General features: G+C 62.2%; 7 protein-coding genes and 2 tRNA genes. 6 read left to right on the top strand and 3 right to left on the bottom strand.

The features are described 5' to 3' along the window. The first annotated feature begins 3 nt into the window (after positions 1 to 3). Both J9892_RS12030 and J9892_RS12025 read left to right on the top strand, forming a co-directional pair. A tRNA-Lys gene (locus J9892_RS12030) sits at positions 4 to 79 on the top strand. Positions 80 to 98: 19 nt separating this feature from the next. Further along, a tRNA-Val gene (locus tag J9892_RS12025) sits at positions 99 to 174 on the top strand. Positions 175 to 221: 47 nt separating this feature from the next. On the opposite strand, the gene J9892_RS12020 is transcribed toward J9892_RS12025, so the two are convergent. Further along, positions 222 to 2327: a methyl-accepting chemotaxis protein gene (locus J9892_RS12020; RefSeq protein WP_210538383.1), complete on the bottom strand. Its 2106-nt coding sequence runs from the start codon at positions 2325 to 2327 to the stop codon at positions 222 to 224. A gap of 142 nt (positions 2328 to 2469) precedes the next feature. Here J9892_RS12020 and nadA point away from each other — a divergent pair, with 142 nt between their 5' ends. Further along, positions 2470 to 3543: a quinolinate synthase NadA gene (gene nadA / locus J9892_RS12015; RefSeq protein ID WP_052816503.1), complete on the top strand. Its 1074-nt coding sequence runs from the start codon at positions 2470 to 2472 to the stop codon at positions 3541 to 3543. Between the two features lie 70 nt (positions 3544 to 3613). On the opposite strand, the gene J9892_RS12010 is transcribed toward nadA, so the two are convergent. After that, a complete protein-coding gene (locus J9892_RS12010; RefSeq protein WP_042864408.1) occupies positions 3614 to 4474 on the bottom strand; it encodes a D-hexose-6-phosphate mutarotase in 861 nt (286 codons plus the stop codon). Between the two features lie 105 nt (positions 4475 to 4579). Beyond that, positions 4580 to 5575, bottom strand: a complete 996-nt coding sequence (gene gap, locus J9892_RS12005) for a type I glyceraldehyde-3-phosphate dehydrogenase (RefSeq protein WP_010672882.1) — start codon at positions 5573 to 5575, stop codon at positions 4580 to 4582. 346 nt (positions 5576 to 5921) lie between these two features. Here gap and malQ point away from each other — a divergent pair, with 346 nt between their 5' ends. The 3 genes from malQ (at position 5922) to glgX (ending at position 12509) form a co-directional block, all read left to right on the top strand. Further along, positions 5922 to 8111, top strand: a complete 2190-nt coding sequence (gene malQ / locus J9892_RS12000) for a 4-alpha-glucanotransferase (RefSeq protein ID WP_210538382.1) — start codon at positions 5922 to 5924, stop codon at positions 8109 to 8111. A gap of 82 nt (positions 8112 to 8193) precedes the next feature. Continuing rightward, positions 8194 to 10371 (top strand): 1,4-alpha-glucan branching protein GlgB, encoded by a 2178-nt coding sequence (gene glgB / locus J9892_RS11995; protein ID WP_210538381.1) that lies wholly within the window; start codon positions 8194 to 8196, stop codon positions 10369 to 10371. Continuing rightward, positions 10371 to 12509 carry a glycogen debranching protein GlgX gene (gene glgX / locus J9892_RS11990; protein WP_210538380.1) on the top strand — a complete coding sequence of 713 codons (2139 nt, stop codon included), beginning with the start codon at positions 10371 to 10373 and terminating at the stop codon, positions 12507 to 12509. The genes glgB and glgX overlap by 1 nt, the downstream gene beginning before the upstream one ends. The last annotated feature ends 43 nt before the right edge of the window (positions 12510 to 12552 follow it).

Here is a 12552-nt window from a genome sequence, read left to right as displayed (position 1 = left end):
GATGGGTCGTTAGCTCAGTCGGTAGAGCAGTTGACTTTTAATCAATTGGTCGCTGGTTCGAATCCAGCACGACCCACCATCATTTCAGTCTTGTCCCAGGTCGTTTAGCTCAGCTGGGAGAGCACCTCCCTTACAAGGAGGGGGTCACTGGTTCGAGCCCAGTAACGACCACCATATAGAAAAGCCCGCAGCGATGCGGGCTTTTTCGTTTCCGTCTCCCATCAGGTTCGCAGTCGATCCAGCTCGCTTACCAGGGTGGTGGCCGCCTGTTCCAGTGCCTCGCTCAGGCGCTGGCTGGCATTGGCCTCTTGTCCCAGGGTGGTGGCGGCGTCGCCGATGCGCATCAGGTTCTGGTTGATGGTGTCGCTCACGGCACTCTGCTGCTCGGCGGCGGTCGCCACCTGGCTGATGTGATCATGGATCTGCTGGATCTGGGTGACCACCTGATTGAGTGCCTCGAAGGCCTGCTCCGTGCCTTCAACCGTGCTCACCGAGCGGGCGATCCCCGTGCTCATCAACTGCTGGCTACTGGTGACCTCGGTTTGCAGGCTGCCGATGAGCTGCCCTATCTCGTCGGTGGATGAGCGGGTCTTGTTGGCCAGCGCCCTCACCTCGTCCGCCACGACGGCAAACCCCCTGCCCATGTCGCCGGCCCGCGCCGCCTCGATGGCTGCGTTGAGGGCCAGCAGGTTGGTCTGTTCGGCAATGGCCCGGATCACATCGAGGATGTGGCTGATATTGGTGCTGCGCTGGGCGACCTGGGCGACTGCCTTGTCGGCCTGATGCATGTCCTCAACCAGGGTATGGATCTCGTTGCGGGCCCTGCTCAAGGTCTGCTGGGCCGTGCTGACATGGTGGGTCGCCGCTTCCGACTCCTGCGCCGCCTGTTCCGCATAGCCCGCCACGCTGACTGCCGTGGTGCTCATCTCGTGCATGGCGCTGACCACGCTCTCCAGCTCCAGGCTCTGATCATCCAGGCTGCTGCGCATGGCATCGGCCGTCTGTTTCATGCCCCTGGCCTGCTGATGCACCTGTTGCCCAATCTGCTTGCTGCCCTGCACCATGGCCCTCAGCTTGCCGAGGAAGGCATTGAGATGCCTGCCAAGCTCGATGAGCTCCTGGTGGGTGTCGATGCGCATCTGCTGGGTCAGGTCGCCCTCATTGCTGGCGAGGTGGGAGACGTGGCGGCTGATGAGGGAGAGGGGCGCCGTGATGGTCTGGATGAACCAGACAAGCAGCCCCAGGGCCACCAGGGTGATGACAACGATGGCGATCAGCTGCTGCTGCTGGGTCGCCTGCAACAGGCTGCCGAGCTGCTGGCTGATGGTGTTGGCCTGGCTGAGGGCGAGGGCCTTGGGCACCTTGATCATCAGCCACCACTGGTTGTCGGCAGCCTCGATCCGTATGGGCTGCTGCAGGATGAAATCGCTGTCGGTATCGGCGGGGTGTCCATTCGGGGCAACCAGTCCGGCCTCTGTCAGGGGGCGCCCCAGTTTGTCCGAATGGCGGTTGCTGCCGACGATGAAGCCCGTCTTGCTGACCAGGGTGACCTCGGCCTGGTTGTCATAGAGGCTCTTGCCAAGGTGCTCGGCCAGTTGCTGGAAGATGGGCAGGTTCATGTCGACCCCGGTGATCCCGGCAAACTTGCCATCCTTGAGGACGGGCACCGTCAGGCTGGTCATCAGCATCTTCTGACCAGGGCTTATCTCGTAGAGGTAGGGTTCCATCAGGCAGGGGCGACGTGTCTCGCGACCGCAGAGATACCACTCGCTGTTGCGAATGCCGAATTCATTGCGCGAGGTGTCGAACTTGGCGTCACTGGTGGCGGCATCTATGGTCTGCTGCGCGATGTTTCCGTTCTGTTCCCGGGTGAAGTAGACCTCGAGACTGCCCTTGCCGGCAACCGAATGGCTGGCGCCCGTCTGCCAGTCGGCGTCCTGTTCGTCGTAACCGTTGGGTTCGAACTGGGCGTAGATGGAGCTGATCCCGTTTGCCTGGTGCAGGCGGCTGCCAAGTAGGAGCTCCACTTGCGGGCGACTCAGCCGCTGGTCCGGCTGGGCCATGCTTCCTTCAAGCTGCGCCGCCATGCCGAGCGGTATCTGATAGGCCTGCTGCAACTGGTCTTCGATCTGCACGGCATACCGCTCTGCCTGGAATTGCAGGGAACGGGAAACCTCCTGCTCCAGGGCGCCACGGGTCTGCGCCATGATGTCATCGCGCAGGCCGTTCAGCGAGGAGGACTGTATCCATGTCATGGCGACGCCACTGGCGAGAAAAAGTCCCAGCGTGAGCAACAACAACTTGGTCTTGAGCGAACGTTGTTTCATTCGACAACTCCTTTTGGCAAGAATGACAACGATATGGTCGGAGCGGGTCCTGACAGTTGTACTGTACTGGATTTGTTGATGGGTTTGTGCACGGCTTCTGGTTATAATTTTGGCCTTCCCGAGCGTTGATGGAACAGTCGCAATGAGCAATGCACTGAGCAGTATTCCGCCGGTAGTCGAGATGGACTACCCCTTCCCGGCCAAACCACAGCCCCTGACTCCCGAGCAGAAGGCGACCCTGATCGCCGAGATCAAGGTGCTGCTCGAGGCGCGCCAGGCCGTGCTGGTTGCCCATTACTACACGGATCCCGAGATCCAGGCCCTGGCAGAAGCCACCGGTGGCTTCGTGGGTGACTCCCTGGAGATGGCCCGCTTCGGTCGCGACCATGCGGCCCAGACCCTGATCGTGGCCGGTGTGCGCTTTATGGGAGAGACCTCCAAGATCCTGAGCCCCCACAAGCGGGTGCTGATGCCGACGCTGGAGGCCGAGTGCTCGCTTGATCTGGGTTGTCCCATCGACCAGTTCTCCGCCTTCTGCGATGCCCACCCCGATCACATCGTGGTGGTCTATGCCAATACCTCGGCAGCGGTGAAAGCGCGGGCCGACTGGGTGGTCACCTCCAGCATTGCGCTGGAGATCGTCGAACATCTGGACAGTCAGGGTCACAAGATCATCTGGGGCCCGGACAGACACCTCGGCGCCTACATCGAGAAGAAGACAGGGGCCGAGATGCTGCGCTGGCAGGGTCACTGCATCGTGCACGACGAGTTCAAGGCCAAGGCGCTGCGCGAGCTCAAGGCCCAGAACCCGGATGCCGCCGTGCTGGTGCACCCGGAGTCCCCGGCCTCCGTCATCGAACTGGCGGATGCGGTGGGTTCTACCAGCCAGCTCATCAAGGCCGCCAAAGAGCTGCCCCAGCAGAAACTGATCGTGGCGACCGATCGCGGCATCTTCTACAAGATGCAGCAGGCCTGCCCGGAGAAAGAGATGGTGGAGGCGCCCACCGGCGGCGATGGTGCCACCTGCCGCAGCTGCGCCCACTGCCCCTGGATGGCGATGAACGGCCTGGTGGCCATCAAGGAGGCCCTGACCGACGGCGCCGAGCGTCACGAGATCCATGTGGATGAGGCACTGCGTCTCAAAGCGCTTGTCCCGCTCGACCGCATGCTGGATTTCGCCGCCGAGCTCAAGCTCAAGACCCAGGGCAACGCCTGACTGACGCTGATGGCAAGATGCAAAGAGGGCTCCCGCGGGAGCCCTCTTTATTTATCCGTCATCTGTATCGTCAGATGATGACGGTGGAGAAGCTGTGCTCCTCGTCGGGCGGGACGGTGATCCCGTCCTCGGCGGTGATGGCCGCCTCGACACAGAGCATGGTGCGATAACCGTCGTCACTCATATCGGCCATGGCGCTGGCCCCTTCCTGCCAGGGGGTCCAGACCACCACGCTGTCGTGGTTGCCGCTGACCACCCGGGTGGTGCGCTCACCATCCTGCACGCTGACCATGGCATCGGGCTGGCGGTAGATGCGATCCATGGCTGCGGTGACGGTCAGCGCTCCCTGTTGCAGTTCGTTGCGGCCGGTCAGCTTGTCCAGATAGGGTTCGCCGAGGCCGGTCACGGTTACCGCTTCCGGCGCACTGATCTGCAGGTAGGTGTGCAGGGCGGCATTGTAGGTGAGCGCTGACTTGCCGGTGTTGCGGGTGGTCAGCACCAGGGAAAGCTCCTTGCCGACCAGTACGTCCAGCTCCAGCTCGAAGGCATGGGGCCAGAGCGTCCTGCTGGCATCGTTGTCACGCAGGGAGAGGTGGACGAGTGTGCCATCCCCGTGATCGGAGACCCCATCCAGCGTCCACAGGCAGTTGCGTGCGAAGCCATGAGCCGGCTTGCCGCTGCCAACGCGAGCGGGGGAGGGGCCGAACCAGGGCCAGCAGAGGGGAATGCCGCCGCGAATGGGCTTGCTGCCATCCAGTATCGCCTTGTCGCTGAGCCAGAGAGAGGCCGGTTCACCATGGCGTTGGTAACGCAGCACATGGGCGCCAAACAGGCTTATCTCGGCCCTGGCGTGCTCATTGTCTATGGTCAGCAGGGGCAGGCCATCCTGGCTCAGGGTGCAGTGGGCAGTCAGCGTACGTGTCGGTGTCATAAAGGCTCCAGTGCTCGGGGACATTCAGAAAGGGTCCGTGATTCAGAATACAAAAAGGCGGCCATTGGCCGCCTTTTTTCAAGCTACGCGATTGCGCATCCCAAATTACTTGGAGATGTGAGCGATCAGGTCCAGAACCTTGCTGGAGTAGCCCATTTCGTTGTCGTACCAGGAGACGACTTTCACGAAGGTCTTGTTCAGCTGGATACCAGCCTTGGCATCGAACACGGAAGTCTGACGCTCACCCAGGAAGTCGGTGGAAACCACTTCGTCTTCGGTGTAGCCCAGCACGCCCTTCATGGCGCCTTCGGAGGCAGCCTTCATGGCCTGGCAGATTTCAGCGTAGGACGCTTCTTTCTTCAGGTTGACGGTCAGGTCAACAACGGACACGTCCGGAGTCGGCACGCGGAAGGCCATGCCGGTCAGCTTGCCATTCAGTTCCGGGATGACCACGCCAACAGCCTTGGCAGCACCGGTAGAGGACGGGATGATGTTCTGAGCCGCACCGCGGCCACCGCGCCAGTCTTTGGCAGACGGACCATCAACGGTCTTCTGGGTAGCAGTGGTAGCGTGAACGGTGGTCATCAGGCCGGATTCGATACCGAAGGTATCGTTCAGAACCTTGGCGATGGGGGCCAGGCAGTTGGTGGTGCAGGAAGCGTTGGAAACGATGTCCTGGCCAGCGTAGGAATCCTGGTTGACGCCCATGACGAACATCGGGGTAGCGTCTTTGGACGGACCGGTCAGTACGACTTTCTTGGCACCGGCAGCGATGTGCTTGCGAGCGGTTTCGTCGGTCAGGAACAGACCGGTTGCTTCGGCAACAACGTCAACACCGATTTCGCCCCATTTCAGGTTGGCCGGGTCACGTTCAGCGGTAACACGTACGGTTTTGCCGTTGACGATCAGGTTGCCGTCTTTGACTTCAACAGTGCCCTTGAAGCGACCGTGAGTGGAGTCGTACTTCAGCATGTAAGCCATGTAGTCAACGTCGATCAGGTCGTTGATACCAACCACTTCGATGTCAGCACGCTCAGCGGCCAGACGGAAAACGAAACGACCGATACGGCCAAAACCGTTAATACCTACTTTGATAGTCATAATTGGTTACCTAACTGTTCAGTAGTCAAAGAAAATTCCGTTTGTAAATTTACTAGAACTCCCTCGCGAGTCAACCAACAATCTGCGCGAAATTGCGCTATATCATGAAAAACTGTGAAATTTATTTTCGGTTTATGTAACTGGCTACCAACTTTTGTTGAATGCATCATCAGCAAAGTCGGTGGCAGAGAACAACAATAGTGCCTGCCCGGTCACACATCCAGCCGGGGAGATATGTAAAAATGTGCGCGGTTCAGCATGGCCAAAGAGCCACTGTTCAAGTACCAACCATAAAAATTAATCACAAAATAGCGTAGACAGAATCCACAGCGGGAATTCTCAAACTATGACCACCCTGATTGAACAGCTGGCTGCCGCCAAAGGCATTGCCAGTGAGTATGTTGATGCCTGGGGCCAGCCGGCCCTGGTATCGGAAGAGAGCAAGGCCGCCATGCTGGGCGCCATGGGCTACCGCGTCGACGACGAGGCCGCCCTGTCCGAACAGCTTGAGCAGGAGCACCGCCAGCACTGGCTGCGCGCGCTGGATCCCGTGATGGTGGTACGCAGCGGCGACGCCGTTACTCTTGAGGTTCGCCTCCCCATCGAATTCGTCAACGATGCCCTCACCTGGCAGCTCCAGCAGGAGCAGGGTGCAGTGCTGTCCGGTCAACTCACTCCCATCGAGGGTGAGCTGGTCGGGGTGGCCGAGTTCGACGAGATGGAGTGTCAGGCCTATCGCGTCACCCTGGATGTGCAGCCTGCGCTGGGTTATCACCAGCTCATCCTGCTGGAAGAGGGCAATGACGAGCCGCTGGCCACGATGCGTCTCATCGTCGCCCCCAAGTCCTGCTACAAGCAGGCGCCCATCGCCAATGGTCGCAAGGTGTGGGGCCCGAGCGTCCAGCTCTACTGCCTGCGCAGCCGCCACAACTGGGGCATCGGCGATTTCAGCGATCTCGGCCAGCTGGTTGAGAACGCAGCCGCCTGGGGAGCCCACTTCGTCGGTCTCAACCCCATTCATGCCCTCTATCCGGCGAACCCGGAGAGTGCCAGCCCCTACAGCCCCTCTTCCCGCCGCTGGCTCAACGTCGCCTATATCGATGTGGAAGCGGTGCCCGAATTCCTGGGCAACGATCGCCTGAAAGCGGAGGTGGCGAGCCCGGCCTTCCAGCAGCACCTCACCTCCCTGCGGGTCAAGGACAACGTGGATTACACCGGCGTCATCCAGACCAAGATCGGGATGCTGCGCCAGGTGTTCGACCAGGCCAGCTTCAGCGCCGAGCGTCAGGCTGCGTTCGATGCCTTCGTGGCTGCCGGCGGTGACAGCCTGCAACAGCAGGCAGCGTTTGACGCCCTTCAGGCCCACTTCTATGCCAAGGGCGAGAATGCCTGGGGCTGGCCGGTCTGGCCCGAGGCGCTGCGCGATTACCACAACCCCGAAGTGGCGGCCTGGATGGCCGAGCACCAGCAGGATGTGGCCTTCTATCTCTATCTGCAATTCCTGGCTGACGAGCAGTTGGCCCGGGCCGATGCCCGCGCCAAGGCCGCCGGCATGGTGATGGGGATCTACCGGGATCTGGCGGTGGGCGTCTCCGAAGGCTCCACCGAGATCTGGGCAAACCGGGATCTCTACTGCCCGAAAGCCTCGGTCGGTGCACCGCCCGACATTCTCGGCCCCCTCGGCCAGAACTGGGGCCTGCCCCCCATGAACCCGAACCAGCTGTTCGAGGCCGCCTACCAGCCCATGGTGGATCTGTTCCGTGCCAACATGCGCTCCTGCGGCGCCCTGCGTATCGACCACGTGATGGCCTTGCTGCGCCTGTGGTGGGTGCCGCCCGGAGAGTCGGCCGCCAAGGGGGCCTACATCTATTACCCTGTGAACGATCTGCTGGGGATCCTGGCCCTCGAGTCTCATCGCAACCAGTGCCTGCTGATCGGCGAGGATCTGGGGACCGTGCCGGAGGGGATCGACGTGACCCTGAAAGAGAACGGCGTCCACTCCTACAAGGTGTTCTTCTTCGAGCGCTCCAAGGACGATGGTGGCTTCATCTCCCCGGCCCACTACGCCGAGCAGGCGATGTCCGCCCTGACCACCCACGACATGCCGACCCTCAAAGGCTTCTGGCACTGCGACGATCTGGCGCTGGGACGTGAACTGGGCCTGTACCCGGATGAAGACGTACTCAAGACCCTGTATGCTGATCGCCACCAGGCCAAGCAGCGGATCCTTGACAGCCTGCATGCTCATGGGGTCATCTCTGGCAATATCAGTCACGACGTGAACTGGGTCGGCATGAATACCGAGCTCAACCACGGTCTGCAACTGCACATGTCCCGCGGCAGCTGTGCCCTGTTCAGCACCCAGCTCGAAGACTGGCTGGAGATGGACAAGCCGGTCAACGTGCCGGGTACCAGCTACGAGTACCCCAACTGGCGTCGCAAGCTCTCCCGGGATCTGGAGGATATCTTCGCCGACGAGGCGCTCAAGAATCTGGCGGGCAAGATGAGCCGGGCCCGTGACGAGGCCAGCCGTTGAGCCTTGAACGCCAACATGTGACTCACTTTCATCCGCTTCGGCTTCGGCCGAAGCGGATGTTCAGCCATCAAAGGAAATGTCGATGCCCGTTGAACGTTTGGTTGCCGCCCGCTGTGCCGATCCCTTCTCCCATCTAGGACTGCTGGCCAATCCGGATGGGCCAGGCCTGAAACTCACCGCCTGGTTGCCCGATGCACTCGAGGTCCGGGTCAGGGATCTCAAGTCAGGCAAGATAGTTGCCACCCTGACCGCCGCTGACGAAGCGGGCCTCTTTGAAACTGTTTTCACCCGCCGCAAGAATCCCTTCCCCTACCAGCTCATCGCGACCTACGCCGACGCCAGTGCCGACATCATCGATCCCTATCAGTTCCAGGCTGCCGCCTGGGAGGGGCTGGCGGAACTCACCTGGCAACCGGAAAACCTCTACCACACCCTCGGCGCCCAGTTGCGCACCGTGACGCACCTCGGCCAGCAGGTGGAAGGGGTACGCTTTGCCGTCTACGCGCCGAGCGCCACCGCCGTGAGCCTCATCGGCGATTTCAACTTCTGGGATGGCCGCCGTCACCCCATGCAGCGCAGCCAGTGCGGCCACTGGGTGCTGTTCGTGCCGGGGCTCAAGGCCGGGGATCGCTACAAGTTCGAACTCAAGGACCCGGCGGGCAATCGCCTGCCCCACAAGAGCGACCCGGTGGGCTTCTACTGCGAGCAGTACCCCTCGTTCGCCTCCGTGGTCTATGACCACGGCCAGTACCAGTGGCAGGACGCCGACTGGCGCGAGAGTCAGCTCAATGACAAGCGCGAGCAGCCCCTTTCCATCTACGAGCTGCACGTGGGTTCCTGGAAGCGTCACTCCAACGGCGACAGCCTGAGCTGGCGCGAGCTGGCGGTGGAACTGGTGGATTACATCAAGGAGATGGAGTACACCCACATCGAGCTGCTGCCAGTCTCCGAGCATCCCTTCAGCGGCTCCTGGGGCTACCAGCCGGTGGGCATGTTCTCCCCCACCAGCCGCTACGGCACGGCCGACGATTTCAAATACTTCGTGGATCAGTGCCACCAGGCGGGGATCGGCGTGATTCTGGATTGGGTGCCCGCCCACTTCCCGTCCGATGCCCACGGCCTGGCCCGCTTCGACGGCACGCCGCTCTACGAGTACGAAGATCCGCGCCGTGGCTGGCACCCGGACTGGAACTCCTACATCTATGACTTCGGTCGCGACACCGTGCGCCAGTTCCTGGTGGCCAGCGCCCTGTTCTGGCTCGACAAGTTCCACATCGACGGCCTGCGGGTGGATGCGGTCGCCTCCATGCTCTATCTGGATTATTCCCGCAACGCCGGTGAGTGGGTGCCCAACGTCGATGGCGGCAACCACAACTACGAGGCGATCAGCCTCTTGAAGTGGACCAACGAGGAGGTGTACGGCAAGTACCCCCATGCCATGACCATCGCCGAGGAGTCCACCGCCTTCGCCGGGGTTTCCCGTCCCACCTTCCTCGGCGGCCTGGGTTTTGGCTTCAAGTGGAATATGGGCTGGATGCACGACACCCTCAGCTACATGCAGAAGGAGCCCATCCACCGCCGTTACCACCACAACGACATGACCTTCTCCATGGTGTACCACTATGACGAGAACTTCATCCTGTCCCTCTCCCACGACGAGGTGGTCCACGGCAAGCACTCCCTGCTCTACAAGATGCCCGGCGACGAGTGGCAGCAGGCCGCGAACCTGCGCGCCTACATGGGCTTCATGTATGCCCACCCCGGCAAGAAGCTGAACTTCATGGGTACCGAGATCGCCCAGAGCAACGAGTGGAACCACGACGCCCAGCTGCCCTGGCACCTGTTGCAGTATCCCAAGCACGGCGGCCAGCAGCGGCTGATCCGGGATCTCAACCACCTCTATCGTCACGAGGCTGCCTTGTATCAGGCCGATTATGAACAGACCGGCTTCCGCTGGCTGGATCACAACGACGCCGACAACAGCATCTTCGCCTGGCTACGGGCGGACAAGCTGGGGGCGCATCCCCTGATGGTGGCCTGCAACTTCACCCCGGTGCCTCGGGTCGGCTATCGCCTCGGGGTGCCGGCGGCCGGCCACTATCGGGTGGTGCTCAACACCGACAGCGAGCATTACTGGGGCAGCAACTATGATGTGGGTCTGGTCTTCGTCGCCGAGCCGACGCCCTGGCAGGGCATGGCGCACAGCATAGTGCTGGATCTGCCGCCGCTCGCGACCTTGTTCATCAAACAGGAGTCTTGATGTTCGCAATGGAAAACGGGGTGGATCACCCGCTGGGCGCCCGGCTCGACGAGACGGGCTGCCACTTCTGCGTCTGGGCACCGCAATCGGACAAGGTGGAGCTCTGCCTGTTCGACGAACAGGAGCAGGAGCAGGCCCGGCTGGCCCTGCCCGGCCGGCGAGGCCAGTACTGGTTCGGCCATGTGCTCGGCGTCAAGGTCGGTCAGCGCTACGGTTATCGGGTCCATGGCAGTCCCCAGGACGGCCTGTTGTTCGACCCGGACAAGCTGCTGATCGACCCCTATGCCAGGGCACTGAGCCGTCCTACCTACTGGGACGACGCCCTCTATCAGGGGGACAGCGCGGCCATGGTGGCCAAGTCCGTGGTGGTGGACGATGCCTTCGACTGGCAGGGGGTCGGCAAGCCCGGCATCCCGCCCGAGCGGGTCGTGCTCTACGAGACCCACGTCAAGGGTTTCACCCGCCAGCACCCCGGGATCCCCAAGGAGCTGCAGGGCACCTATCTGGGCATCAGCCACCCGCTGATGATCGAGCACCTGCAGTCGCTGGGGGTCACCTCGGTGCAGCTGATGCCGGTGGCGGCCTTCATGTCCGAGCCCAGGCTCGAGCAGCTGGGGCTCACCAACTACTGGGGCTACAACCCCATCGCCTTCTTCGCCCCCGAGCCGCGCTACGCGGCGAAGGAGGCGGTAACCGAGTTCAAGACCATGGTGCGCGAGCTGCACCGGGCCGGGATCGAGGTGATCCTGGACGTGGTCTACAACCACACCGCGGAGTCGGGTTTCGACGGCCCCATGCTCTCCCTCAAGGGGTTTGACAACGCGGGCTACTACGCCTTCGAGTCGGGGGCCCACGGTCCGGATTACCATCGCCACGCCAACGTCACCGGCTGCGGCAACAGCGTCAATCTGGATCACCCCAATACCCTGCGACTGGTGCTCGATGCCCTGCGCTACTGGGTCACCGAGATGCAGGTGGACGGTTTCCGCTTCGATCTGGCGGTCACCCTGGCGCGGGAAGCGGGGGAGTTCGATCCCATGAGCGCCTTCTTCAAGGCCATGATGGCGGATCCCGTGCTGGCGCGGGTCAGGCTCATCGCCGAACCCTGGGACATCGGCCCCTTCGGCTATCGTCTCGGCCAGTTTCCGAGCCAATGGCTGGAGATCAACGATCGTTACCGCGACACGGTGCGCGCCTTCTGGCGCGGGGATGCGGGCAAGATGGGGGATTTTGCCACCCGTCTGGTGGGCTCGCGGGATCTCTTCCCGAAGAACTGGCGCTCCCCCCACACCAGCGTCAACTACCTCTGCTATCACGACGGCTTCACCCTCGAGGATTTGGTCTCCTACAACCAGCGCCACAACCAGGCCAACGGCGAGGACAACCGAGACGGTCACGGCAACAACCTCTCCAGCAACCACGGGGTGGAGGGGCCGACCCTGGACCCGCGCATCAACAACCTGCGCCAGCAGCAGAAGCGCAACCTCATCGCCACCCTGCTGCTGTCACAGGGGACGCCCCACTTCCTGGCCGGGGACGAGATGGGCCGCAGCCAGCTCGGCAACAACAACGCCTACTGTCAGGACAACCAGATAAGCTGGGTGAACTGGCAACTGCGCCCGGAGGACGAACGGCTGCTCGCCTTCACCCGCCAGATGATGGCGCTGCGGGCGGAGTCCGGGGTCTTCTCCAACCTGCAACTGAGCGACGACGGCTGGAACGGCAAGGCGACCAGCTGCCACCAGGTGAACTGGTATCACCCGGACGGCCATCAGCTCACCGATCAGGACTGGCACGCCCCCATGGGGCAGGCGTTTGCCATGGACATCGGCATGATCGGCTGCACCGGGGAGCGCTGGTACGTGCTGTTCAACGCCAGCGACTATGACATCCAGTTCCGCCTGCCGCCGCCGGGGGAGGGCATGGAGTGGATCCAGACCATCGACACCGCCACCAACGACGGCCTGCCCTTCCTGCCGGACGACATCAAGCGGCAGGTGGCGGTGGGGCGTGCCCACTCCCTCAAGCTGCTGGAGCGGGTCGCCCTGCCGGCGGCGGTGCTGGCGAGTGAAGGGGTGGTGGCAGCGGATGTTGTCGCCGTGTTGCCAACGGGATCACAGTTCCCGCTGGCGGGGTAGAGCCAGGCGCCCTGACTGGGTATGCTGGGCACCGTTATCAGTG

The organism is Aeromonas sp. Prich7-2 (assembly GCF_017939255.1).
In the GTDB taxonomy this organism is placed as follows: domain Bacteria; phylum Pseudomonadota; class Gammaproteobacteria; order Enterobacterales; family Aeromonadaceae; genus Aeromonas; species Aeromonas caviae.
This window is presented reverse-complemented; position numbering and strand designations above follow the sequence as displayed.

Bases quoted from the DNA above. Each gene is read 5' to 3' on its own strand.
- J9892_RS12020 (WP_210538383.1), bottom strand. From the start codon at position 2,327: ATGAAACAACGTTCGCTCAAGACCAAGTTGTTGTTGCTCACGCTGGGA.
- nadA (WP_052816503.1), top strand. From the start codon at position 2,470: ATGAGCAATGCACTGAGCAGTATTCCGCCGGTAGTCGAGATGGACTAC.
- J9892_RS12010 (WP_042864408.1), bottom strand. From the start codon at position 4,474: ATGACACCGACACGTACGCTGACTGCCCACTGCACCCTGAGCCAGGAT.
- gap (WP_010672882.1), bottom strand. From the start codon at position 5,575: ATGACTATCAAAGTAGGTATTAACGGTTTTGGCCGTATCGGTCGTTTC.
- malQ (WP_210538382.1), top strand. From the start codon at position 5,922: ATGACCACCCTGATTGAACAGCTGGCTGCCGCCAAAGGCATTGCCAGT.
- glgB (WP_210538381.1), top strand. From the start codon at position 8,194: ATGCCCGTTGAACGTTTGGTTGCCGCCCGCTGTGCCGATCCCTTCTCC.
- glgX (WP_210538380.1), top strand. From the start codon at position 10,371: ATGTTCGCAATGGAAAACGGGGTGGATCACCCGCTGGGCGCCCGGCTC.